Origin of the sequence: Galbibacter mesophilus (assembly GCF_023721415.1) — a bacterium.
Lineage (GTDB): Bacteria > Bacteroidota > Bacteroidia > Flavobacteriales > Flavobacteriaceae > Galbibacter > Galbibacter mesophilus.
Genome location: NZ_JAMQVC010000001.1, coordinates 1,428,583 through 1,452,662 on the forward strand (window position 1 = coordinate 1,428,583; position 24,080 = coordinate 1,452,662).

Annotated in this window: 21 protein-coding genes and 1 tRNA gene; 12 read left to right on the plus strand and 10 right to left on the minus strand. The window is 36.4% G+C overall.

Annotated features, from left to right (window positions below; genetic code table 11):
- Positions 1-43 precede the first annotated feature (43 nt).
- Entirely contained in the window at positions 44-1,312 is a 1,269-nt protein-coding gene (gene odhB, locus NDQ75_RS06225; protein ID WP_202028524.1) for a 2-oxoglutarate dehydrogenase complex dihydrolipoyllysine-residue succinyltransferase, read from the plus strand.
- A gap of 840 nt (positions 1,313-2,152) precedes the next feature.
- Here the strand turns inward: odhB and NDQ75_RS06230 are convergent.
- The 3 genes from NDQ75_RS06230 to NDQ75_RS06240 are packed head-to-tail and all read right to left on the minus strand — an operon-like array spanning position 2,153 to position 5,259.
- Positions 2,153-2,791, minus strand: a complete 639-nt coding sequence (locus tag NDQ75_RS06230; protein WP_207190435.1) for a response regulator — start codon at positions 2,789-2,791, stop codon at positions 2,153-2,155.
- Positions 2,788-4,806 (minus strand): tetratricopeptide repeat-containing sensor histidine kinase, encoded by a 2,019-nt coding sequence (locus tag NDQ75_RS15975; RefSeq protein ID WP_202028525.1) that lies wholly within the window; start codon positions 4,804-4,806, stop codon positions 2,788-2,790. The genes NDQ75_RS06230 and NDQ75_RS15975 overlap by 4 nt, the downstream gene beginning before the upstream one ends.
- 12 nt (positions 4,807-4,818) lie before the next feature.
- Positions 4,819-5,259: a retropepsin-like aspartic protease family protein gene (locus NDQ75_RS06240; RefSeq protein ID WP_202028526.1), complete on the minus strand. Its 441-nt coding sequence runs from the start codon at positions 5,257-5,259 to the stop codon at positions 4,819-4,821.
- A gap of 49 nt (positions 5,260-5,308) precedes the next feature.
- Here NDQ75_RS06240 and NDQ75_RS06245 point away from each other — a divergent pair, with 49 nt between their 5' ends.
- The 9 genes from NDQ75_RS06245 to NDQ75_RS06285 all read left to right on the plus strand — a co-directional run bounded on the left by NDQ75_RS06245 (position 5,309) and on the right by NDQ75_RS06285 (position 11,762).
- The gene (locus NDQ75_RS06245) at positions 5,309-6,076 is read left to right on the plus strand and encodes a TatD family hydrolase (RefSeq protein WP_202028527.1); all 768 of its coding nucleotides are present in this window, start codon (positions 5,309-5,311) and stop codon (positions 6,074-6,076) included.
- A 104-nt stretch (positions 6,077-6,180) separates the two neighbouring features.
- On the plus strand, positions 6,181-7,320 hold the full coding sequence (locus tag NDQ75_RS06250) for a 1-acyl-sn-glycerol-3-phosphate acyltransferase (RefSeq protein ID WP_202028528.1): 1,140 nt from the start codon (positions 6,181-6,183) through the stop codon (positions 7,318-7,320).
- Positions 7,310-8,329: an asparaginase gene (locus NDQ75_RS06255; protein WP_202028529.1), complete on the plus strand. Its 1,020-nt coding sequence runs from the start codon at positions 7,310-7,312 to the stop codon at positions 8,327-8,329. Before NDQ75_RS06250 ends, NDQ75_RS06255 begins: the two co-directional genes overlap by 11 nt.
- Before the next feature lie 73 nt (positions 8,330-8,402).
- Positions 8,403-8,490: transfer RNA gene (locus NDQ75_RS06260), tRNA-Ser, on the plus strand.
- Between the two features lie 75 nt (positions 8,491-8,565).
- The gene (locus tag NDQ75_RS06265) at positions 8,566-9,369 is read left to right on the plus strand and encodes a MotA/TolQ/ExbB proton channel family protein (protein ID WP_202028530.1); all 804 of its coding nucleotides are present in this window, start codon (positions 8,566-8,568) and stop codon (positions 9,367-9,369) included.
- A 24-nt stretch (positions 9,370-9,393) separates the two neighbouring features.
- Positions 9,394-9,813 (plus strand): hypothetical protein, encoded by a 420-nt coding sequence (locus tag NDQ75_RS06270; RefSeq protein ID WP_202028531.1) that lies wholly within the window; start codon positions 9,394-9,396, stop codon positions 9,811-9,813.
- A 17-nt stretch (positions 9,814-9,830) separates the two neighbouring features.
- Positions 9,831-10,451 (plus strand): ExbD/TolR family protein, encoded by a 621-nt coding sequence (locus NDQ75_RS06275; protein WP_202028532.1) that lies wholly within the window; start codon positions 9,831-9,833, stop codon positions 10,449-10,451.
- 18 nt (positions 10,452-10,469) lie between these two features.
- Positions 10,470-10,952, plus strand: coding sequence for an ExbD/TolR family protein (locus NDQ75_RS06280; protein ID WP_202028533.1), 483 nt, complete (start codon positions 10,470-10,472; stop codon positions 10,950-10,952).
- A 141-nt stretch (positions 10,953-11,093) separates the two neighbouring features.
- On the plus strand, positions 11,094-11,762 hold the full coding sequence (locus tag NDQ75_RS06285; protein ID WP_202028534.1) for a porin family protein: 669 nt from the start codon (positions 11,094-11,096) through the stop codon (positions 11,760-11,762).
- Here the strand turns inward: NDQ75_RS06285 and NDQ75_RS06290 are convergent.
- The 7 genes from NDQ75_RS06290 to pyrH all read right to left on the minus strand — a co-directional run bounded on the left by NDQ75_RS06290 (position 11,757) and on the right by pyrH (position 22,477).
- Entirely contained in the window at positions 11,757-12,362 is a 606-nt protein-coding gene (locus tag NDQ75_RS06290; protein ID WP_202028535.1) for a hypothetical protein, read from the minus strand. The two genes, NDQ75_RS06285 and NDQ75_RS06290, sit on opposite strands and share 6 nt — an antisense overlap.
- Positions 12,362-13,822: an RNA polymerase factor sigma-54 gene (gene rpoN / locus NDQ75_RS06295; RefSeq protein WP_202028536.1), complete on the minus strand. Its 1,461-nt coding sequence runs from the start codon at positions 13,820-13,822 to the stop codon at positions 12,362-12,364. The genes NDQ75_RS06290 and rpoN overlap by 1 nt, the downstream gene beginning before the upstream one ends.
- Before the next feature lie 92 nt (positions 13,823-13,914).
- Positions 13,915-15,348 (minus strand): asparagine--tRNA ligase, encoded by a 1,434-nt coding sequence (asnS, locus tag NDQ75_RS06300; RefSeq protein WP_202028537.1) that lies wholly within the window; start codon positions 15,346-15,348, stop codon positions 13,915-13,917.
- A 581-nt stretch (positions 15,349-15,929) separates the two neighbouring features.
- Complete coding sequence (locus NDQ75_RS06305) at positions 15,930-18,320, minus strand: efflux RND transporter permease subunit (RefSeq protein ID WP_202028538.1); 2,391 nt, start codon at positions 18,318-18,320, stop codon at positions 15,930-15,932.
- Positions 18,321-18,530: 210 nt separating this feature from the next.
- Complete coding sequence (locus NDQ75_RS06310; protein WP_202028539.1) at positions 18,531-21,053, minus strand: DUF5686 family protein; 2,523 nt, start codon at positions 21,051-21,053, stop codon at positions 18,531-18,533.
- Positions 21,054-21,167: 114 nt separating this feature from the next.
- Positions 21,168-21,722 carry a ribosome recycling factor gene (gene frr, locus NDQ75_RS06315; RefSeq protein WP_202028540.1) on the minus strand — a complete coding sequence of 185 codons (555 nt, stop codon included), beginning with the start codon at positions 21,720-21,722 and terminating at the stop codon, positions 21,168-21,170.
- 47 nt (positions 21,723-21,769) lie between these two features.
- Complete coding sequence (pyrH, locus tag NDQ75_RS06320; protein WP_202028541.1) at positions 21,770-22,477, minus strand: UMP kinase; 708 nt, start codon at positions 22,475-22,477, stop codon at positions 21,770-21,772.
- 477 nt (positions 22,478-22,954) lie between these two features.
- On the opposite strand from pyrH, the gene NDQ75_RS06325 reads away from it, so the two are divergent.
- On the plus strand, positions 22,955-23,134 hold the full coding sequence (locus NDQ75_RS06325) for a hypothetical protein (RefSeq protein ID WP_202028542.1): 180 nt from the start codon (positions 22,955-22,957) through the stop codon (positions 23,132-23,134).
- A 119-nt stretch (positions 23,135-23,253) separates the two neighbouring features.
- Positions 23,254-23,994, plus strand: coding sequence for a GLPGLI family protein (locus NDQ75_RS06330; protein WP_202028543.1), 741 nt, complete (start codon positions 23,254-23,256; stop codon positions 23,992-23,994).
- Positions 23,995-24,080: the final 86 nt, after the last annotated feature.

The window sequence follows — 24,080 nt, forward strand, 5'->3', positions numbered from 1 at the left end:
GAGAATAACACATCAAAAAAAATATAAAACTAAAATAAAGAACATGGTTTTAGAAATGAAAGTTCCCTCTCCCGGGGAATCGATTACAGAAGTTGAGATAGCAGAATGGTTGGTGGCAGATGGAGATTATGTAGAGAAAGATCAAGCCATTGCTGAAGTAGATTCAGATAAAGCGACTTTAGAATTGCCAGCGGAAGCGAGCGGTGTAATTACATTGAAAGCTGAAGAAGGGGATGCCGTTGCTGTTGGGGAAGTGGTTTGTTTGATAGATACCGATGCGGAAAAACCTGGCGGCGGTAAAGAAGCTTCTGAAGATAAAAAAGAAGAGAAAAAATCAGATAAGGAAGAGAAGTCGGATGCTAAAGGATCTCCAAAGAAAGAAGATCAGCTTGCGGACGATACCAAGCCAGGAGAATCGGCTGACAAGCAAACATATGCAACTGGAACTGCAAGTCCTGCTGCGAAAAAAGTGTTGGCTGAAAAAGGAATTGACCCAAAAGAGGTAAAAGGTACAGGGAAAGACGGTAGAATTACCAAGGATGATGCTGTAAAAGCAACTCCTTCTATGGGTACTCCTGGAACAGGTAGCCGTGGAACAGAGCGCAAGAAGCTTTCCATGCTTCGTAGAAAAGTTGCCGAGCGTTTGGTGTCCGTTAAAAATGAAACCGCAATGCTTACCACTTTTAACGAAGTGGATATGAGTCCGATTTTCGAACTTCGTAAGCAATACAAAGAAGAATTTAAAACAAAGCACGGTGTAAGCCTTGGTTTTATGAGTTTCTTTACGTTGGCGGTGGTTCGTGCCTTAGAAATGTATCCTGCAGTAAATTCCATGATTGATGGTAAGGAAATGATAAGCCATGATTTCTGCGATATTAGTATAGCGGTATCTGGTCCAAAAGGATTGATGGTTCCTGTAATACGAAATGCGGAAAACTTGAGCTTTAGGGGTGTTGAGGCAGAAGTGAAAAGATTGGCTATAAGAGCGCGTGAAGGTGAAATTACTGTGGATGAGATGACAGGTGGTACTTTTACCATTACAAATGGAGGTGTTTTTGGTTCCATGTTATCGACACCAATTATTAATCCGCCACAAAGTGCTATTTTAGGAATGCACAATATCGTTGAGCGTCCAATTGCTCGTGATGGAGCCATTGCAATTGCACCGATAATGTACGTAGCATTATCTTACGATCACCGTATCATCGACGGTAAAGAATCCGTTGGGTTCTTGGTGGCTGTTAAAGAAGCATTGGAAAGTCCAGAAGAGTTATTGATGGATGGAAATGCCAAGAAAGCATTGGAACTGTAATTCAGTTAAAAATATAAAAATGGAAACGCCAAGGTAAAAGCCTTGGCGTTTTTAGTTTTGGTTGGTTAGTCTTAAGGGAATTATAGTGTAACGACTAAAAATAGGTTTAAAAGAAAGGTTATCATTGCTAATGCCACTATAGTAATTACTAAAACCATATCCCTTGAGTTGTTTTTAATAATTTCGCTGCTCGTTTTCATGATCATTTCTTTTGGTTGGTTGATGTAAATATCTTACAAAGAACGAATCACTTCAAGAGGGATTTCCCCCTTTTTCGAGGGGATGAAACGCAGGGATTTTTGTTATAAAGCCAAAAGGGTATAAATGTTTATAGCCAATGTTGTGGCAATTAATAAAAATAAGAAGATAATCAAAAGAACTGGGGATCGGCGGTTTGTTGCTAGTGTGGACATGTTTTCTAAAGTTGGTTAGGTTTAGATGGTAAAAGTACCAGACACATCCTTCAAAGTAAATACGTACTAACTCGTATATTCACGAGACCCAAGTTCCACAAGCCGCAGGCGTAGTGGAGGTTGTTGGTCGAGTGAACCCTGACCTTTAGCGTCAGGGTCTCTCTGGGTTTTTTCCCGAGTTTTCTCCAAGCTCCACAAGCCGTAGGCGCAGTGGAGGTTGTTGGTTGAGCCTGCCTACTTAATGGAGGTAGGTGAACCCTGACCTTTAGCGTCAGGGTCTTTCCGGTTTTTTTCAAGTTTTTTCCAAGTTCTACGAGCCGCTGAATTAGAGGAGTCTATAGTTTAATTTTTTAAATCGCTACTGAAAAAATAGCTTTGCGAAATGGTTAAAAAACATAAATTTAAGCCTTGGTAAAGTAGTAATCGTCTATCTCAAAAGCATTTCATTGTGGTCTTTTGCCCAAAGTAACAACGCATTGGTTTTATGCGGTAGATCCAGTTTGTTGATAATGTTGCTGCGGTGTTTTTCAACGGTCCGAACAGAGATGAAAAGCATTTCTGCAATTTCTTTATTGGTTTTGTCCTTAGCAATTAAGCGAAGAATTTTCCTTTCGGAAGGCGTTATTTCAGATAGAACATCATCTTTTTCCCTAGAAAATTGTTTGAGCTCTTTTAAAATGGCCGGACTAAAATACTGCTTGTTTTCAGCGACGTGAACAAGACAGTTTTTAATTTCTTCAATGGCGTATTCTTTTAATACATAACCGTCTACATTGAGTTCTTTTGCACGACGGACAAGCTCTGGTTCTCTGTGAAGGGTGATGAGTACGATTTTAGTAGCAATATCATTGTTTTTACATGCCAATGCTACTTCTAGTCCGTCCATCTTGGGCATTTCTATATCTAAAATAGCTATGTCCGGTTGATGTTTAATAATTAAATTGTAAGCAGAATTTCCATCCGAAGCGCTATCTATCACATTGTATTTTTGCTCAATCAAATAATCGTGCAGTCCTTTTAACAATAAAGGGTGGTCGTCTGCAATTATGATGGATGGGTTGATCATAAGAACGGAATGATATATGTAAAAGTAGTACCTTTTCCTTTTTCTGAATCTACTTTCATAGTGCCTCGTAGAAATTTTGTGCGTTCTTGAAGCGTTTTCAGTCCGAGCGATTCAAAATCATTGTATTTTTCAGAAAAGTCAAATCCTTTCCCATGATCTTTTATAGTAACGACAATGTTTTTTTCTTTCTTCTGAACAATAACTTTCGCCGCTTCTGTTTCAGAATGTTTTATTACATTGTTTAGTGTTTCCTGTACAATTCTGTAAAGATGGACTTCATTTGCTTTTGGTAGAGTGCGGGAAATGTCTTCAATGGAAGAAGTGATAAAAATATCCGTATGCTGGTCAACTTCATTAATGGTGTTTTCAATAGCGCGGGTAATTCCAAATTTTTCCAACTGAAAGGGGTGTAATGCGCGCGATATGGAGCGCACTTCTTCAATTGCGTTGTTGAACATTGTTTTGGTATTCTCATCTGCATTTAAAACCACTTTGTTTTTAATAAGCAGTAGACTTTGGCCAACGCTATCGTGAAGATCTTTTGAAATTCTTTCCCGTTCTTGTTCTTGAGAACTGAGAAGTCGCTGACTAAATAATTCTTGTTGGATTTTAGCCTTTTTATGGTGTTGTTTGTTTTTGAAGAGAAAAACACTAAGAAAAAACAAACTTAATCCAGCAACAGAAAATCCTAAGAGTCTCTTCTTGGCTTCATTTTCACTTTTTAAGGTCTCGATGGAAGCATTTTTTGCTAAAAGATCTTTCTCTTTCTTTTCAGTTTCATAAAGTGTTTGGTAATAACTAAGTGCATTGGTTCTTTGTGTGCTGAAAAGGGAATCTTCTAAAGCATTGTATTCCTTATAAGTTTGGTAGGAATCCTCGAGATCTCCATTTTTCTCGTAAAGTCTGGCTAATTGCTGCTTTAGGTTTACCAAATGATCCTTATTGTTTCCTTTTTCGTATTCTGGAATTAGTTGCTTCAACAATGCAATAGCTTGGTCATATTTTTCTTCGCCTTCTAGAATGGCTACCTTGGCTTTGTGGTAGTGGTTCATTAGTTGCTTATTGTTTTCAAAATCATTTTTTCGAGCTTCAATCTTTTGAAAATGGTCTTGGGCTTTGTCTATTTCTCCTTTTTTAACGTATAATTTGGTCAACGAAGCTTCAATAAATACATCAGAATAAATATCATTGCCATTCTTTTCTTTATTGATTTTCTTCACTTCTAGCAGTAATTCTTCTTCCCTTTCCAAGTTGCCCATTTCTTGATAATGAATGGATTTATTATACAAACAGCTCACCGCTGCGTACCATTTTTCGTTTGCTTTGGCATAGGCGATCACTTCATCTTCTGCTTCTTCTGCTTTTTCATATAATTTATTCATCCCATATACAGAAGCAACGCCGCTTTTGGCCTGAATAACATATTCAATATCGCCTAGGGCTTCGTAATATTCTGATGCCTTCCGGTAATCGTTGATGGCATGTAAGAAGTTTCCTTGGTAGGATTCCGTGTGCCCTCTAAATAAATATGCGTCGGCGACATATATAGAATCGGATTTCCCGAATGTATGAATAGCTTTGGTATAGTTTTCAGAAGCTTTTTTAAAATCCACATCGTAATATGCCCCTCCTTTTTTCAAATATATACTGCCAAGCAAGAAAGAGTCCTTTATTTTGTCTTTATGCTTTTCCGCCCTTAAAACCACCGCCAAAGCATCTTCATTATTGTTTTGAATATTGTTGATGTAATAAAATAGTTTTACTGATTGTCCTACCATTTTATCAAACTGCTCTGTTTCCTCGGCTATATCAATATATCTTTTGGCGAAATTTACGTAGGCGTCGGTTTGCTTTTCTTTATCTATGTGATGAATAATAGAGTCGAGATATTGTAATTGTATAGTTTTATTGTTGGCAGTATCCAGTACGCGAATGAAAGGATCGATTTTTTCTTGAGCATACGTAAATAGTCCAAAATAGCATAAAAGTATGCTAAGGGAGGTGGTAGTTTTCACTTTGGTTGGTTTTTAAGGCTTTAAAAATAACGTTTTTTTGTTATAGTCTATTACAGCTTTAGCCCTTTTAAGAACATCTGCGCCAATAATTCCATGAACGGGAAGTGCGTCGTGAATGGTGAGTGCGGAGTTTACATGAGTCAGGTCGAAGAGCACTATTTTTATTTTTTTGCGGCTCCACCCTTCAATCTCGATACTGTTTTTTTTAGAAATTTGCGTAAGCATATTTGTGGCTCCTGCGCCTGCTGCCTTAATTTCAGAAGCTTCGGTTTCCAATTTAAAATGTTCAACGCAATCAAAACCAATGCAGGTGTTGGAAGCGCCCGTATCAAGTATAAACCTGCCTGTAATCCCATTTATTTTGGCTACTACTTCAAAATGGTTGGTTTTTGTGTAGGTTAGTGGCGCTTTTATATATCCTCTTTCTGATAGAAATTTTTTCAAACTCTGCATTATCGCTTTTTTATGCAAATATAGACGTTTAAACCATTATTTTTGCGCCATGATTTTAACAGATACCCATACACATTTATATAGTGAAGCTTTTGATGAAGATCGTAATGAAATGATGAAAAGAGCCTTGGATGCTGGGATTGAACGTTTTTTTGTTCCAGCAATCGATTCCACTTATACAAAATCCATGATGCAATTGGAAGCTGATTATCCAGATAATGTTTTTTTAATGACGGGTTTGCATCCAACGCATGTAAAAGAAAATTATAAGGAAGAGCTGGCGCATGTAGAAGCACAATTGGAGAAGCGCCAATTTTATGCAGTTGGTGAGATTGGAATCGATTTGTATTGGGACAAAACATTCCTGAAGGAACAACAATACGCTTTTAAGTATCAAATTCAATTGGCAAAGAAGTATAAGCTCCCAATTGTAATTCACTGCAGGGATGCTTTTGATGAGGTTTTTGAAGTTTTGGAAAGTGAAAAAGGAGAAGATCTCTTTGGGATTTTTCATTGTTTTACAGGAACTGTAGAACATGCGCAACAGGCACTTTCTTATAACATGAAATTGGGAATAGGGGGTGTAGTTACCTTCAAAAATGGTAAAATAGATAAGTTTTTGCAGGAAATTCCGCTTTCCGAAATAGTGCTGGAAACCGATGCGCCTTATTTGGCGCCAACTCCTTATCGCGGAAAAAGAAATGAAAGTTCGTACTTGCTTGAGGTGGCAGGAAAATTGGTAGATATTTATGGGTTGCCTCTTGAGGAAATTGCAAAAATTACTACCGAAAATTCCAAACAAGTGTTTGGGCGATGATACATGTATGTGAAATTAAGGGGACGGCTGTTCACCTTTTGTTAAGAATGACGGTTAAAGTGAACTAAATTTTGTTCTTTTGTTGTCGCAACTCGCTAAGCAAATTGATTACTAAAGACGATATAAGGCCATATTACGATTCCGAAGTAAACGAAGTTATTCTAAAATACTTGGAGCATCCCATGTTTATGGCCATGCTTCAGTTTACTTTTCCTGAAAAAAGCAAAAAGGAGCTATTTGAGTACGTTAGCAGTTGCGCTTCTATTAAAGATTTTCAAACCAAGGTGGTTTACAAAAGTATCCAGATGATTCTGGAACGCAGTTCGGAAGGACTAACGTATTCTGGTTTTGATAAATTGTCTTCTGGGGAGTCTTATTTATTTATATCCAATCACAGGGATATAATTTTGGATACATCTTTTATAAATGTGGCGCTTTATGATCATAATTTAACGATGACAGCTTCCGCCATAGGCGATAACCTAGTTAAGAAACCTTTTTTAATGGCGTTATCCAGACTAAATCGGAGTTTCATTATTAAGCGAGACCTTCCGCCAAGGGAAATGTTGGAGAGCTCTAAATTGATTTCCAATTATATACGTGAATCACTTCAGCAGGAAAAAAGATCTATTTGGATAGCACAGCGGGAAGGGAGAACGAAAGATGGAAACGACCAAACCCAACAAGGATTACTTAAAATGTTGGCGTTGGCAAAAGGGGAAGACGAGGCGATGGACTATTTTAAAAAACTTAAAATTGTGCCTGTTTCCATCTCTTATGAAAACGATCCCACCGACATGCTAAAAATGCCGGAATTAACAGCTAAACATTACGACATTGAATATGTAAAATCTTCCAACGAAGATTTTAATAGCATACTTAAAGGTATTACGGGACAAAAAAAACGCATTCACATTGCGGCAGGAAAAGTGCTTACCAGTGAATTGGATGCAATAAAAGATAGTGGGGAAGGCGTAAATAAGCAATTGCAGTTATTGGCCTCCGTTATTGATACAGAGGTTTACAGGAATTACAAGTTATGGCCATCGAATTACTTGGCATATGATATGATAAACGGGAGTACCGAGTTTAAGGATTTTTATTCTGAAAAGGAGAAAAGGCAATTTAAAAGAAGGATAAAGAGAAGGGTGGCAGATAAGAATGCGTTAGAATTGAAGAATTTTTTGGAAATGTATGCCAATCCGGTCAAGAACAAATTAAAAGAGTTAAAAAGTGCAGACTAATATATTGCTCATATATACTGGTGGTACTATTGGAATGGTAAAAGATTTCGATACGGGTGCGTTGCGCGCTTTTAATTTTGATAAGCTACTGAAGCGAATCCCTGAACTTTCCCATTTAAACTGTAACATAAATACGGTTTCTTTTGAAAATCCTATCGATTCATCTAATATGAATCCGGGCTACTGGGTTCAAATTGTTGAAATTATTGAAGAAAATTATGAAGATTATGACGGTTTTGTAGTCTTGCACGGGAGTGATACCATGAGTTATACGGCTTCTGCTTTGAGTTTTATGCTGGAAAATCTAGCAAAACCAGTGATTTTTACGGGGTCGCAATTGCCTATTGGTGATCTAAGGACCGATGCCAAGGAAAATCTTATCACTTCCATTGAAATAGCTTCATTAAAAAAGAACAACAAGCCGGTAATACGGGAGGTTTGTTTGTATTTTGAATATAAATTGTACCGCGCAAACCGCACAACAAAGATTAATGCAGAGCATTTTCAAGCATTTGCATCTTTAAATTATCCTCCTTTGGCAGAGAGCGGCGTGCATTTAAAAGTGAATCACGAGTATTTATTGAAGCCTACACGGAAAAAATTGAAAGTCCATAAAAATATGGAGGCTAATATTGCTTTGGTAAAACTTTTTCCTGGTATAAACGAGGCAACCATTTCTTGTTTATTGCTAAATCCAGCTACGGAAGCTGTAATTTTAGAAAGTTATGGGGCTGGAAATGCGCCTACAGAAAAATGGTTTGAGGAAGTGCTGAAAAAAGCAGTGAATTCTGGTAAAATTATAATAAATGTTACCCAATGTTCGGGTGGAAGTGTGCTTATGGGGCAATATGAAACCAGTTCCCACCTGAAAAAAATTGGTTTAATTAACGGAAAAGACATCACAACAGAGGCAGCGGTTGCAAAATTGCTATATTTGTTGGGGAATAATATTCAACGTAAAGTGTTCAAAACCATATATGAAACTTCTTTGCGTGGTGAAATGGTTTAAAATTAACTACATAAATTTTAAGAACTAAAAAAAAATTCGTTATTTGGCGGCTGAAAAAAGCTATAAGTTTAATAGAGAGGTGGCCGAGTGGTCGAAGGCGCACGCCTGGAAAGTGTGTATACGCCAAAAGCGTATCGAGGGTTCGAATCCCTTCCTCTCTGCTGTAGTTTTAATGTTTAATAACATTTTTTTTTTATCTTTAACCCTATTAACGAACAAATTTAAGTTTAGAAGAAATGAAAAGACTATTCTCTATTCTGGCAATTGCTGGATTATTGGCTTTTAACGCAACAACTGCCAACGCGAAGGAGTTAACTCCTGCTGTATCTGATCAAATTTCAGAAATTGTTGCTATTGATGATGCTGCTACGGCACTAGTACAAGAGGAAGAAGCAGGCGCTGCAGAAGCACCTGGATTCCAACAAGTCCTTAAAGAAAAATTCATCCAAGGGGGTGCAGGTTTCATGGGGATTGTATTATTGTGTCTTATCTTAGGACTTGCAGTGGCTATTGAAAGAATTATATTCTTGAACTTGGCTACTACAAATACTAAAAAACTTACACAACAAGTAGAAGATGCTTTGGCGTCTGGTGGTGTAGAAGCAGCTAAGGAAGTTTGTAGAAATACAAGAGGTCCTATTGCATCAATTTATTATCAAGGATTAGACAGAGTTGACGAAGGTGTGGACGCTGCTGAAAAAGCTGTTGTGGCTTACGGTGGAGTTCAAATGGGTCAATTGGAGAAAAACGTTTCTTGGTTGTCTTTATTTATCGCTATTGCGCCGATGCTTGGTTTCATGGGTACAGTAATTGGTATGATTCAGGCATTCGAAAAAATTAGTGCAGCTGGTGGATTAGATGCATCTCTTATTGCAGGTGATATCCAGGTGGCGTTATTAACGACAGTATTTGGTCTTATTGTGGCTATTATACTTCAGATTTTCTACAACTACATTATCGCTAAAATTGATAGTATAGTTAACAACATGGAAGATGCTTCAATCATCTTAGTAGACATGTTGGTAGATCACAAAAAATAATAAGCACTAAATTTAATTTAAGATATGTATAAAATAGCTAAAATATTAGCGATAATACTGGGTGTTGTTGGCCTTGGGCTATGGATTGCCATAGTGTACCAAGATAATAACGAAGGTGTTATTAGCTTGATGATTAATCTAGGTATTTGGTTAACAATTATCATTGCAGCGATTACTTTTATATTTTCTTTGGTTGGTTTGGCTTCAGATCCAGATAAATTAAAGAAATCACTAATCTCTGTAGGGGTATTTGCATTAATCATAGCGATAAGCTACTTTGTTCTTGCAAGCGGTTCAGATGTTGATCTTGATAAAATGGCTGCGCGTGATATTGACGTAAGCGAAAACACAGTTAAATGGGTAGGTGCAGGTTTATGGACCTTCTTCATTTTGGCCATTTTGGCTGTAGGAGCAATGATTGTAGGATCGTTTAAAAAACAATAATTAAAAACTTATAAAAGATGGCAAGAAGAGGAGCACCGCCTGAGGTTAACGCAGGTTCAATGGCAGATATCGCTTTCCTACTCTTAATCTTTTTCTTAGTAACAACTACTATTGAGACAGATGCAGGGTTAGACCGTAAGTTGCCACCTATAGAGCCGCCAGAAAATCCACCAATTATTAAGCAGAAAAATATCTTCACTGTGGTTGTTAACAAAAACAATCAATTGTTAGTTGAAGATTCTCCGATGGAACTTAAAGACCTTAGAGAGGCTGCGAAGGAATTCCTAGATAACGGTGGAGGAACTGGGGAAAAAGGAGAAACTTGTGATTACTGTCAAGGACCTAGAAATCCAGAATCTTCGGATCACCCTAATAAGGCTATTATTTCTTTACAGAATGATAGATTGACCGAATATGGAACCTATATAGCAGTACAAAACGAATTGGTTGCTGCCTATAATGAATTAAGAAACAGAGAGGCACAACGTCTATTTGGAGAAGATTTTACATCTATGGATGCGAGATATTTGGATCCGAAAACTCCAGACGGGGTTAAGGATGATCTTAAGCCAAAGATTGAAAGAATCCAAAAGATGTATCCTCAAAAGTTATCTGAGGCAGAACCAAAAAGTAACTAATTAATTAGTAAAGCTATTATGGCAAAATTCACAAAGAAAAAGAAAGGGGATTTACCTGCGGTTTCTACCGCGTCATTGCCGGATATCGTATTCATGTTGTTATTTTTCTTCATGACGGTAACCACAATGAAAGATAGTTCTCTTATGATTAAAAATGAATTGCCTTATGCGGATCAGGTTCAAAAACTTGATAAAAAAGATAGGGTAATATATATTTATGCTGGTAAGCCTAGTCCACGTTACCAAGATAAGTTTGGTACGGCAGCGAAAATTCAGTTAAATGATAAGTTTGCTGATGTTTCTGAAGTGGCTAACTATGTGCTGGCAGAAAGATCCTCAAAGCGTGAAGAGTTACAAAACGTACTTACAACCGCTTTGAAAGTCGATAACGAGACCAACATGGGACTTGTATCAGACATAAAGCAAGAGTTAAGAAAAGTGAATGCACTTAAAATTAACTACACCACTAAATCTGGTGATGCTTTTCAAAATTTGAAATAGGACATTTCAATTAAACTTATATTTAAAGAACGCTTCTTTCATTTCGATTGAAGCGTTTTTTAGTTACCAGACTTTTTAAATTTAAAGTAACTTTGTTTTAAAATATAAACGCACTTGAGGTCTCTCTTTGTCTTATTATTAATGTTTGTTTTTGTTGCATCTCAGGCGCAACAGGATAGTCTTTTTGTGGTTGAAGCTGACGAGAAGTATTTTGAAGATCAGTTTTATATAGGAATAAATTATAATTTGTTGACTCGGGCTCCCGAAGGGATAGGGCAGAGTAGTTTTTCTTACAGTTTTATAAGTGGATTTATTAAAGATTTGCCACTGAATAGACAGCGAAATATAGGATTTGGAATTGGGGCCGGACTATCAATAAACGCAATTTACAGTGACTTGTTGGCCATAAAAGAGGAAAATGGAAATATTGTTTATGAGAAGATTCCTAGTGATTTTTCCTATAATCGAAACATGCTGAACATGAGTTTTGTAGAATTTCCGATAGAATTTCGTTGGCGGAATTCAACCGCAGATAATTACAGGTTTTGGCGAATCTATACGGGGATAAAATTTTCTTATTTAATTTCGGGTAAATCAAAACTGGTTACCGATGAAATTAAATATTCCTTTGATAATCCCGATATACGAAATATTCAATATGGTATTTACTTAAATTTTGGTTATAACACTTGGAACTTTTACGCCCAATACGATCTTTCCAATTTATTTGAGGATGATAAATTCACAATTGATGGTCAGCTTATTGAGCCAAGAATTGTGAAAGCCGGGCTCATTTTTTATATTTTATAACCAGTACCCAAAAGTTATAAACTGTGTTATTACGCCAATAAATAATCCAGCAATAATTTCTAAACCTTTGTGCGACTTTAAATAGAGCCTTGCGGTGGCTACGGAACCAACGCAAAGAATTAAGGCAGCCAATCCAATAGTGATATTTATTTCGTAATGGATAGACAAACCTATTATAAATGTAGTGAGTCCACTTATGCCCATTGCATGAAGACTTATCTTAAAATCCAAATAAACCATGATTAATGCGCTTATAAGGGCTCCTAAAATGCCTACGAAGTAAAAGTAGAGCTCGGCGGAATAGGAAGCCGGTGCAATTTTAAGAATGGTTATGTAAGTAAGGATAATACAAACTATTAGGGGCAGTTTTCTTTCTTTAGTTTCTTTTAATTCAATATTGCTAACCCACCCCAAGTTTTTTAAAAGCAAATAGCTTATAAACGGAATGACAACGGTTAATATCAAAACGGCCAATAATACAAGTTTAATTGCTTCAGGAGGGTTGTATTTTGGAGAAATTAAGAAATATAACGCGGTACCCAATACTGGAGCAAATATTGGGTTGAAAAGGTGGCTTATTAATTTTGAAAATACACGCATTAAATTTCCTTTCTTAATCGGGCCACAGAAATGTTTAATTGCTCTCGATATTTGGCTACCGTTCTTCTTGCAATAGGGTATCCTTTCTCCTTTAAAATAGCGGCTAATTTATCATCTGTTAAAGGCTTTCTTTTATCCTCTTCATTGATTACCGTTTCCAATATTTTTTTGATTTCCCGTGTGGAAACATCCTCTCCTTCCTCATTTTTCATTGATTCTGAAAAGAATTCTTTTATGAGCTTGGTTCCGTAGGGGGTGTCTACGTATTTGCTGTTGGCAACACGTGATACCGTTGATACATCCATTCCGATAGTATCTGCGATATCTTTTAAAATCATAGGTCTTAGCTTACGTTCATCGCCCGTTAAGAAATACTCCTCTTGGTGATGCATAATACAGTTCATGGTAACGTAAAGTGTTTCTTGACGTTGTTTAATGGCTTCTATAAACCATTTGGCGGCATCCAACTTTTGTTTTATAAATTGTACAGCATCCTTTTGGGACTTCGATTTTTTCTTAGTGTCTTTATAGCCTTTTAGCATATTATTGTACTCCCTGGAAACATGAAGTTCGGGTGCGTTCCTGCCGTTTAAGCTTAGTTCTAGTTCGCCATCGACAATTCGGATAGTAAAGTCGGGAACCACATGCTCTATAATTCGATTATTGCCAGAATAAGAACCACCAGGTTTCGGATTTAGTCGTTCGATTTCGTGAATGGCATTGCGCAATTCATCTTCTGTAATATCAAATTTCTGTATGAGTCGGGTGTAATGCTTTTTGGTAAATTGCTCGAAAGATTTCTCAAGAATATCAATGGCCAAATCTACGCTGGGTGTTGGTGTTTTTCGTTCAAGTTGAATTAGGAGGCATTCTTGAAGGTTTCTCGCGCAAACCCCAGCAGGGTCTAATTGTTGCACCCTTAGCAACACTTTTTCTACTTCCTCTTCACTGGTAAACACGTTTTGGGTGAAAGCCAAATCATCAACAATGTCACTAATTTCCCTTCGGATGTAGCCGCTTTCGTCTACGCTGCCAACCAAAAATTCAGCAATTTCCCTTTCTTCATCGTTTAATCGAAAGGTGTTTAGTTGATTTAACAAATATTGATGAAAAGAAGTGCCAGCGGCATAAGGAACCGTTTTCTCGTCATCGTCGCTACTATAATTGTTTGCCTGAAGTCGGTATTCCGGGATTTCATCATCACTTAAATACTCATCTACATTGATGTCTTCCGCATTGATAGTTTCATTGTCGTAATCATCATGCGAAACATCATCAAGCCCTTCATTTTCATACTCCGAACTTTCTTCTTTACCGCTTTCTAAAGCTGGATTTTCCTCAAGCTCTTGTTTTAAGCGATGTTCAAAAGCTTGTGTAGGCAGCTGAATCAATTTCATTAATTGAATTTGCTGCGGAGATAGTTTCTGCGATAATTTAAATTGTAGTTGCTGTTTTAGCATGTGTTGTTCAACCTTTACATAAAAATAAAAAAACTAGCTTTAAGAATGTGTGTCTAAAGCTAGTTTTTGATAGTCTTCTGTGTTAATTTATTCTAAAACTCTGCGTTTTGAGGAGTTCTAGGGAAAGGGATTACATCCCTAATATTCGTCATTCCTGTTGCAAAAAGTACCAAACGTTCGAATCCTAATCCAAAACCACTGTGTTGAGCCGTTCCAAATTTTCGGAGTTCAAGGTACCACCACAATTCTTTTTCGTCAATTCCCATAGCTTTTACTTTATCCAAAAGCACATCATACCGCTCTTCACGTTGTGATCCACCAACAATTTCTCCAATTCCCGGGAATAGAATATCCATTGCTCGAACGGTTTTGTTATCGTCGTTTTGGCGCATGTAAAATGCTTTGATTTTTGCGGGATAGTCAAACAGAATTACAGGAGCTTTAAAGTGTTTTTCAACTAAAAAGCGTTCGTGCTCACTTTGCAGGTCAGCTCCCCATTCTTCAATTATATAATTGAATTTCTTCTTTTTGTTCGGTTTGGAATTTTTCAAAATATCGATAGCTTCTGTATAGCTAACTCTCTTAAAGTTGTTATCCAGTACGAAGTGAAGCTTTTCGGTGAGTGTCATGTCGCTCCTTTCCGCCTGAGGCTTTGTTTTTTCCTCTTGTAGAAGTCGGTTTTCAAGGAATTCAAGATCATCTTTACAGTTATCGAGTGCATATTTGATAACATATTTGATGAAATCTTCAGCAAGATCCATATTTCCGTCAAGATCTAAAAAGGCAACCTCTGGCTCAATCATCCAGAATTCCGCCAAGTGACGAGAAGTGTTGGAGTTTTCGGCTCTAAAAGTCGGACCAAAAGTATAGACTTTTCCAAGTCCCATTGCATAGGTTTCAGCTTCTAGCTGTCCAGAAACCGTTAAGTTGGTTTCCTTTCCGAAGAAATCCTCTTTGTAGTTTATTTCGTTTTCTTCAGTAAGTGGTGGATTTTTTGGATCCAAAGTAGAGACGCGAAACATCTCACCGGCACCCTCGGCATCCGATCCGGTAATAACCGGAGTGTTTACGTAATAAAAGCCATTTTTATTAAAATACTCATGTACAGCAAATGAAAGGGCAGAGCGAACACGCATTACAGCGCTAAATGTGCTGGTGCGAACACGTAAATGTGCTTTTTCCCTTAAAAATTCTAAAGAGTGCTTTTTCGGCTGAATAGGATATTCTTCAGGATTGGCGATTCCAAGAACTTTTAATTCTTTCACTTGAATTTCTACCGATTGTCCTTTTCCTTGGCTTTCCACTAGCGTTCCAGTTACGCTTATGGCGGCACCTGTATTTAATTGTTTAAGGATTTCTTCTTCGGTATTTTCAAAATCTACCACACACTGAATGTTGTGAATAGTAGAACCGTCGTTTAAAGCGATAAACCTATTGCTTCTAAATGTGCGTATCCAACCTTTTACCTTCACTTCTTGGAGAACTTTTTCTCCTGTAAGCAATTCTTTAATGCTTTCTGTTTTCACACGTTTAAATTTTATTAATTTTTTATATTCAGTTAATTAAAAAATTGAGAACGTGTGCAATTGCTCCGCTCTCGCATTAAAAATTTTAAAGAATCTCTTTATAAGTAATTTTTAAAATTTTTTAATGCTCGTTTCATTCTTGGTTACTTGAATATTTAAGGGCACAAAGATAAAATTTTAACGCTAGATTTAAACCCTTGTACGCTTATAATAATAGTATTCTACACGAAATTCATACATCTAACCTAAAATTAATCTTTAGGTTATGTCTAGGAAATGTTTTTTTTTGTATATTTAACATAGTCGAACTAAGAATTAAGAAAATTTTAAATAATAAAAAAAGGGAAAAACACCCCTTCAAAATATAGAAAATTAAGATATCTTTGTTCATAGATTTTTAAAAAAAAGGTAAACAGAATACCTGACAATATATAAGAATGTAGGTTTGGGGGAACCTTAAAGCCTGTTTGAAAACTTTGTTTTCGGCAGGCTTTTTTTATTTTAGGATGCTTGAAAACATTTCAATCTTGGAGATACTCCAAAAGCAAGTTTTAAATTGAATAAAGTGTTTTGACTAAAATTTATTTGCTCTCTTTTCCGTTTTTTGGGAGTATATCTACATTTGGTTTGATCATAACTTTCTTGTTGGCAATATTTCTTTCCAAGGCCAATAATAATGCAGGAAGCAGAATAAGATTCGCTAACATAGCAACTAGCAAAGTGAAGGAAACTAAACCTCCCAAAGCTTTTGTGCCGCCAAAACTACTTAACATAAATACAGAGAAACCAAAGAAAAGTACAATGGAAGTGTAAAACATACTTACGCCTGTTTCCCTAAGCGCATTGTAAACGGATTTACGAATGTGCCAATGGTTTTTAGTAAGTTCTTGTCTGTACTTGGCCAAGAAGTGAATAGTATCGTCCACGGAAATACCAAAAGCAACACTAAATACCAAAATGGTAGATGGTTTTATAGGAATTCCTAAAAAGCCCATCATCCCAGCAGTAATAATAAGGGGTAAAATATTTGGAATGAGCGATACAATAATCATTTTAAAAGAACGGAACATGTAAGCCATAAACAAAGAAATCAAGAAAATGGCTAATGCCAAAGACATGATTAAATTTTTTACCAAATATTTGGTTCCCTTCATAAAAACCAATGCCTTTCCTGTAAGAGTTACGTCGTAGCGATCTTGGGGAAGCACTTTATTGATTTTCTTCCAAAGATCGGTCTCTATTCCTTCCATTTTATCAGTACCGATGTCTTGCATAAAAGTGGTTATTCGAGCCACCTGTCCTGTGCTATCCACAAAGCTTTTAAGTAAGTCTGCTTGTCCGGAGGATTTTTTGGCATACGAAAGTATAAACGTATTTTCTTGATTGTTGGGCAATTGGAAATAATTAGGATTGCCGTTGTAGTATGCTTGTTTAGAGTATTTAACTAAGTTGGTTACAGAAATAGGATCAGAAAGTTCTGGAATTTCCCTGATGAGTTCCTCCAATTCGTCCATTCTTCTTAGGGTAGATAATTTCATAACGCCGTTCTTGCGCTTGGTGTCCACCATAATTTCAACAGGAAGAATACCGTCAAATTCCTTTTCAAAAAAACGTATATCATCAAAGAAGGCTGCACTTTGGGGCATGTCTTCAATAAGACTTCCAGAAATTCTAATTTGGTAAATTCCAATTATACTTCCTATTAAAGCAATCAGAGAAACAATAAATACGGCAATTCTATGATTCCGTACACTGTTTTCCATCCAGCTTACAAATGTGTTAATCCATCGCGTATTTAAGTGTTTTAAATGCTTTGTTTTTGGCAAAGGCATAAAACTGTAAATAATAGGGATAATAAGTAGTGAAAGCACGAAGATGGCGAAAATGTTGAGTGATGCTACAATACCAAATTCCTTAAGAAGTTTACTTTCTGTAATAATAAAAGTGGCAAAACCAGCAGCAGTGGTAACATTGGTCATCAAAGTGGCGTTACCAACATTGGAAATTACCCGTTGAAGGGATTTGGCCTGGTTACCATGTTTTTGGACCTCTTGTTGATACTTATTAATGAGAAATATGCAATTGGGGATACCAATAACAATTATTAAAGGAGGAATTAGAGCCGTTAAGACTGTGATTTCATAATGAAGCAAGCCCAAAATACCGAAAGCCCACATCACGCCAATAATAACTACAATCATTGAAATGAAGGTGGCTCTAAACGACCTGAAAAAGAAAAAGAAAATGAGCGATGTTACTCCTAAAGCAGCTCCGATGAACATGCTTATTTCATCAATAATGCTTTGTGAGTTAAGCGTTCTTATGTATGGCATTCCAGAAACACGGACATCCAGACCTGTATTTGCTTCAAAATCTTCAATAAGGGGTTCAAAATCATTCAATACAAAATCCTTCCGAACGTTTGTGTTGACAATTTCTTTGTCTATATAAATTGCAGAGCGGATGGTATACGTTTTTTTGTTGTAAAGTAAGCTCTGATAAAAAGGAAGCTTCAAGAATATTTCATCTTTAATACTGTCAACTTCCGATTGTGTTTTTACTTTATTTTTAACAAGTGATTCCAGTTCAAATCGCTGTTCTTCATTGTTCTTAACCAGTTTTTGAAGATTATCGGTAGAAACTACCAAGTCAACTTCTGGTTTAGCTTGTAGCTGCTTGCTTAATTTATTCCAAGCATTAAAGTTTTTAGGAGTAAATAAATTGCTGTCTTTTACAGCGATTATGATAAGGTTGCCTTCTTCCCCGAAGGTGTCCAAAAATTTGTTGTATTCTAGATTGATTGGATGATGGTCTGGCAAAAGATTTGCTTCCGTAAAGGTAAACCGCATATTTTTCCATTGCATTGCCAGAAAAACAGTGATTCCGAGCAAAATTAGGAGAATAATAATGCGGTTACGAAGAATAATTCTGGATGTTTTTTTCCAGAAGCCTTTTGTTATTTTGTTGAGCATCCTTAAAAATTTCGGTGCAAAGGTACGCAACCTCTGCTAATGAGCCTAGTGTCAGGTCAAATTTAAACCTACGGGTAGTCCGGGGTGTATTTAGAGGTATTCCTGCATTGCAAAAAGACTTGCGTAGCTACTGCTATGCGCATTTTTTGCGCTTTGTCCTACCTCAAAATCCACGACCGCCCGACCCGTCATTCAAGACTTGACTTAACACTAAAAACCCAAACTAAAATAGTAGGTGAATTTCAGTGAAATGTTATCGTCGAAGTTGGGTAGATGGTAGGCACCGTAACGGTACATGAAGTTCAATCCGAAGCCTTTGAATATTTTATTGATTTCAAAACCACTTTCCAAGTAACCGTTTTCCAATGATTGAAAATCGACTCCTTCGTGTTGTTGTCTTTCTGAAATATTTCCAATGGCGAACCTGGAAATTAATACAAATTCTGGTCGGAATTTAGGTGTGATGTTTAATCTTTGGAAGTAATGCTTCCCTTGTAAAACCACATATCTATCAGAAAAGAATTCGTTAAAGTACATCGTTTCGAAGCTATCCCTTCCTGCTACGGAAAATCTATTCATTATTAACTCGCCATCCGGTTGGTTAGGGGAGGTGTTGTAAAGTTCTGTGATGGGTAAATCTCCAAAACTCATCCCGCCTAAAAAAAGCAAAGTGGTTTTACCTTTATTTAGGGGTCGAAATTCATGCATAACCCGCATTGCGAACTTAGAAAAGCTCAAATCACTATCAAAAATATCCCGTAAAGCCTGCGCAGTTTGTAAGGTGAATTGTGGATATTCGTTTTCAATAACTACTTTCCCTTCACTTGTTTGCATATAGGTATTAAACGGATTCCATTGGAAGGATGCCGTAATGGAACTTACTTGGTATTTATCATAGGTTTTACCATCATTTGTAAAAGTGTAATTAAACGTAGGTGTTACATCTTGATGGGAAATCTGGAATTTCGAACTTAATTTCGGTGTAAAATCATGCGTAAGATACGTGCTAATATCTTTTATTTTATGGAATTGTGTGAGGTTAAATAAGCGTGGTTCAAATAGATAAAAGGCCCTGCCATCCGTAATGAAAGAAAGGTTTCCGGTTTCTACTAAATCGTCTTTATAGCTGATGCCGATACGTGTGTCATCAAATTTATCCAGCCTTCTTTCTGCGCTAAAACCATACTTAAAATCCCTGTCTTTGGTTCCGTAGGCACCGTAAGCGCTTAGTTTATATTTGGTGGAAAAATTATTGTTCGTAATAGCACTCATGCCAAGTCTGAAGCCCTCATAGCGGTTGAATTTAAGCAATGATTTATAGTCGAAATCAACGTATTTCGTACTTACATAGCCAACCATTACTTTTCGAATGAACGATAATTTATTTTCGTAATTACCAGAATTCACAATACTGTCCACCACATTATACGTTTCTTTCTCTCTTTCAGTAATAGGCTCTCTCCGGTAATTCTCCCAAAAATCCTCATCACGGGTAGGGGCTGCGTTCATCAACCTTAAAGCAGTTCCCTGTCGCTCGATGGTAACAGGTTCATTGAGTTGAATGTCGAAATTTTCAGTTTCCGATTCTAAATATAGATGCTTAGTGATATCATCTGGGTTGGTGCTAACCATAGTAGAATCTTCCATAGTAGAGCTCGTGGCAATGCGTAGGGCGCCGAATAGATTTACTACGGTATTGTTTTCACCCTTCCCAACGATTATTTTGTTTGAAGATGGGAACCAAAGATTTTGCTTTGGGAAGTACGTGTAATTTTGTAGTGCCTGTATGTCTATGGTTGCATGGAGTTGAGAAATGCTTTTTTGAATAGCAAAGGTTTCCGCATCAATAAACAAAACACCTTTTAAGGCTACCGTTTCTTTTCCTTTTTTTGGAAAATAATGAATCATGTATCCTTTTCGATTTTGCTCCTGAATAGTGTCTAAAATTCGGAAGTTGTAGGTTTTTAAGGATTGTTTGCTTAGCGGACTGATAAATTCAGTTCCAAAAACTTTATACCGATTATTGTAAAAGGAAAACGACTGCATCTCCAGCGCCAATACTTCATAAATCGGTTTTTTAAAGCCTGCCATACGGGTGCCAAGAATGTTTTCCCTTTTTCCTCGGTGTTTGGAGTATAAAAAATTGGAAGCTTTTTCAATAATATACAAGTGGGATTTTTCAAGGATATTTTTGACATTGTAATTAGTAGAATCTATTTTTTTGAATTTTAGACCTTTACGTTTTACTTTAAAAATGGAATCGATGCTTCCGTTAATTGAATCTTTGTCTGCCGTAATTAAAAGTTTGCTGTAGCTGTTGTAGTTGTAAGTGTTGAGTACATCTACAGGGTTGTTGATTTTTTTGCGGGAAATAGCTTCCTTAATAATTCGGTTAGCTTCATTTTGATTGGTTTGAACTACAACTTCGTTTAATGCTTCAGTGTGTTCTACGAGTGTTATGGTTAAAAATTTATTGGAGACTATATTTACAATTTGAGATTTATATCCAATATAACTTATTCGAACCGTATTGATGCTTTCGTCTTGTTGTAGCTGAAATTTACCTTCTACATCTGTTATGGTACTGGTGTTGTTGTTTGCAATAACGGTAGCAAAGGGAAGCGGATTGTTGGTTTTGTAATCTACAACGACTCCTTTTAAGGTTTCTTGCGCGTGCAAGTAGGATGCTGCAAATAAGGCAGATATAAATATAAGAAACCTGAAATGTTTCATTTTTATCAAAAGAGTATGCGCTTTTTAGAATCGATGTAATGTTACAAAAAATAAAAGCGACTGGTTAAAGTCGCTTTAAAATTTTATTGAAAGTTTAACGAATTAATTAAACTACTAAACCGTCATGATTTCTTTTTCCTTAACCGCTAAAATTTCATCAACTTTCTTTATGTATTTATCTGTCAATTCCTGAACATCTACTTCCGCATTGGCTTGTAAATCCTCAGAAACGTCTAATTTTTTTATGTCTTTATTTGCTTCTTGCCTTGCAGTTCTAATAGAAACTTTGGCATCTTCAGCTTCTGCCTTGGCTTGCTTTGCCAAGTCCTTTCTTCTTTCTTCGGTAAGTGGTGGAACGTTAATAATTACCATTTCACCATTATTCATAGGGTTAAAGCCCAAATTGGCCATCATAATTCCACGTTCAATTTCCTGTAACATACCCTTTTCCCAAGGTTGAATGGAGATTGTTCTTCCGTCTGGAGTGTTTACATTGGCAACTTGGTTAAGAGGAGTAGGAGAGCCGTAGTAATCTACCATTACACTGCCCACCATAGAAGGACTTGCCTTTCCGGCACGTATATTTACGAATTCTTTTTCTAAATGTTTTAAGGCACCATTCATGGATTCTTTGGTGCTATCCAATATAAAATCTATTTCTTCGTTCATAACTATTAAAATTTAAAATAGTGTGGCTTTACTGTATGTGAATATACTTAAAGATTCACTTTTGTACCAATTTTTTCTCCAGATATCACTTTTAACAGATTTCCTTTTCTGTTCATGTCAAAGACGATGATAGGAAGCTCATTTTCTTGGCTTAATGTAAATGCGGTAGTGTCCATTACCTTTAATCCTTTGTTCAAAACATCTTTGAAGGTAATATTATCAAATTTAGTGGCATCTTTGTTTTTCTCTGGGTCGGAAGTGTAGATTCCATCCACGCGTGTTCCTTTCAAGATAACGTCTGCGTCTATTTCAATGGCACGCAAAACAGCGGCAGAATCGGTTGTAAAATATGGATTTCCGGTACCGCCACCAAAAATTACCACACGGCCTTTTTCCAAATGCCTAACGGCTCGTCTTCTTATAAAAGGCTCTGCTACTTCATTGATTTTTATGGCCGATTGCAAACGCGTTTCAATGCCTTCATCTTCCAAAGCCGATTGTAGTGCTAGTCCGTTTATAACGGTGGCAAGCATTCCCATGTGGTCTCCCTGAACTCTATCCATTCCATTACTGGCACCTGCAACACCCCTAAAAATATTACCGCCACCAATAACCACGGCTACTTCTACGCCTTTATCAATAACCGATTTGATTTCTTCGGCATATTCTTTAAGCCTTGCGGGGTCTATTCCGTATTGTCTTTCGCCCATTAAAGCTTCCCCACTTAGTTTTAGAAGTATTCTTTTGTATTGCATGATTATATGTTGAAGATTGTTCCTGAAAATTTTCCGAAGCAAAAATAAGGAAAATAATTCAGTGGTGGAGATGGAAATTGGGGATATAAAAAAACCACTTCTGCAGATGATAAAATGGCAGTGCATATTTTAATAATTGATTATATAGGAATTGTCTTACATGATAAAGGGTGTTTCCCCCCTTTTTTAACTGTTCAACCCTTATAATCAGTCTTTTATCTTGCGTTATGTTTTTTTTCTATTTATTTTTAGTAAAAATTAACTATAGAGCTTTGCTTTTTTATTCAGTCTAAGTGAGGGGATGTAGTTGGTTTAGTTGCAACGTAATCGGTACCGATTTTTTACTTTTTTTGACTGAATGTTCCAATTGAAGACTGAAAAACAGACTGAATGTATTTATGGTTTAACCTGCCGGAAGTATAAATCCGGCCAAATACATTTTTAACTATGAAAATTTTTAAATCAATTATTTTAGGAATGGTATTCCTTTTTGGATTAACTGCGATGTCTTCTAATAAGGAAGAGGCTAATACAGTTACTGATGAAGCGGTATTGGAGATGCCGCCAGCATGTGAAATGTTTTTCTCTGCATGTGATGCACAGAATCCTGATTCACACGATGATTTTGATAGTTGCATGAGCAGAAATGGATGTTAAATTCAATATGTAGTTTGTGTAAATTTTAGTCTTTGCCATATTGTTGATTTGGTAAATAGAATTCTATATAGATTCATTTTAGTGTCAATATGGCAAAGACTATTCTAAATATTTAAAAGATGAAAGAAAAATTTATATTCATATTCTTTTGCTTTGCTTTTAGTGTTGTAATAAGTGCCCAAGAAAAGTTAGGTATAATTGAATATCGTGGCGTAATCAACCAAAAATATGTAGATAGTTTTTTAATTGCTTTGGACAGAAAGAAAGATATTACGATGCATGTCAAACAGATTGTAGTAGGGAATTTCCGTAATGCTACTCCAGATGATTTTGTATTAAACTTCAAGAATGAAGAATCATATTATTATCATATTCCAATATTGGAAGAAAGCTACAATGTTGGTAGCAAGGCAGGGTTAAATTCGTATTATACTAACAATGGCAACCAAACAGTTATCGAAGAAAGTCCTTCTTTGGGAAATGTTGCCCACAAATCGTTGGACTGGAAAATAACTCAAGAGACGAAAAGAATTGGAAAGTATGTATGTTATAAAGCCATAGTTACAGAACGACTTTACAGCAGACGAGGGTTCTATTATAACAAAAAGGCTGTAGCATGGTTTACTCCAGAGATACCAGTGTCTTTTGGGCCTAGTAAATATAGTGGTCTTCCCGGATTGATTTTACAAGTTGAAAGGGATATGTTTACCTTAACTGCAACTAAAATAAATCTAAACCCCAATGAAAAAGATGTTGAAATAAAGAAAATTGGGAAGGGTGAAAAGATAATTTCCGAAGAAGAATCCCACGACCGGATTAAGAAATTAACGGATGCTAGAAAAAAAGAGTATGGTGGTTAAGTTGGATAGAATAAATGAATAGTTTCTTGTCATAGAAGTGAAAAATCGATAAGAGATAACGATTAATATGATGAGAACTATTTAAA

Coding starts and splice junctions, on each gene's coding strand:
- odhB (WP_202028524.1), top strand. CDS start 44: ATGGTTTTAGAAATGAAAGTTCCCTCTCCCGGGGAATCGATTACAGAA.
- NDQ75_RS06230 (WP_207190435.1), bottom strand. CDS start 2,791: ATGATCAACCCATCCATCATAATTGCAGACGACCACCCTTTATTGTTA.
- NDQ75_RS06240 (WP_202028526.1), bottom strand. CDS start 5,259: ATGCAGAGTTTGAAAAAATTTCTATCAGAAAGAGGATATATAAAAGCG.
- NDQ75_RS06245 (WP_202028527.1), top strand. CDS start 5,309: ATGATTTTAACAGATACCCATACACATTTATATAGTGAAGCTTTTGAT.
- NDQ75_RS06265 (WP_202028530.1), top strand. CDS start 8,566: ATGAAAAGACTATTCTCTATTCTGGCAATTGCTGGATTATTGGCTTTT.
- NDQ75_RS06270 (WP_202028531.1), top strand. CDS start 9,394: ATGTATAAAATAGCTAAAATATTAGCGATAATACTGGGTGTTGTTGGC.
- NDQ75_RS06275 (WP_202028532.1), top strand. CDS start 9,831: ATGGCAAGAAGAGGAGCACCGCCTGAGGTTAACGCAGGTTCAATGGCA.
- NDQ75_RS06280 (WP_202028533.1), top strand. CDS start 10,470: ATGGCAAAATTCACAAAGAAAAAGAAAGGGGATTTACCTGCGGTTTCT.
- NDQ75_RS06285 (WP_202028534.1), top strand. CDS start 11,094: ATGTTTGTTTTTGTTGCATCTCAGGCGCAACAGGATAGTCTTTTTGTG.
- NDQ75_RS06290 (WP_202028535.1), bottom strand. CDS start 12,362: ATGCGTGTATTTTCAAAATTAATAAGCCACCTTTTCAACCCAATATTT.
- rpoN (WP_202028536.1), bottom strand. CDS start 13,822: ATGCTAAAACAGCAACTACAATTTAAATTATCGCAGAAACTATCTCCG.
- NDQ75_RS06305 (WP_202028538.1), bottom strand. CDS start 18,320: ATGCTCAACAAAATAACAAAAGGCTTCTGGAAAAAAACATCCAGAATT.
- NDQ75_RS06310 (WP_202028539.1), bottom strand. CDS start 21,053: ATGAAACATTTCAGGTTTCTTATATTTATATCTGCCTTATTTGCAGCA.
- frr (WP_202028540.1), bottom strand. CDS start 21,722: ATGAACGAAGAAATAGATTTTATATTGGATAGCACCAAAGAATCCATG.
- pyrH (WP_202028541.1), bottom strand. CDS start 22,477: ATGCAATACAAAAGAATACTTCTAAAACTAAGTGGGGAAGCTTTAATG.
- NDQ75_RS06325 (WP_202028542.1), top strand. CDS start 22,955: ATGGTATTCCTTTTTGGATTAACTGCGATGTCTTCTAATAAGGAAGAG.
- NDQ75_RS06330 (WP_202028543.1), top strand. CDS start 23,254: ATGAAAGAAAAATTTATATTCATATTCTTTTGCTTTGCTTTTAGTGTT.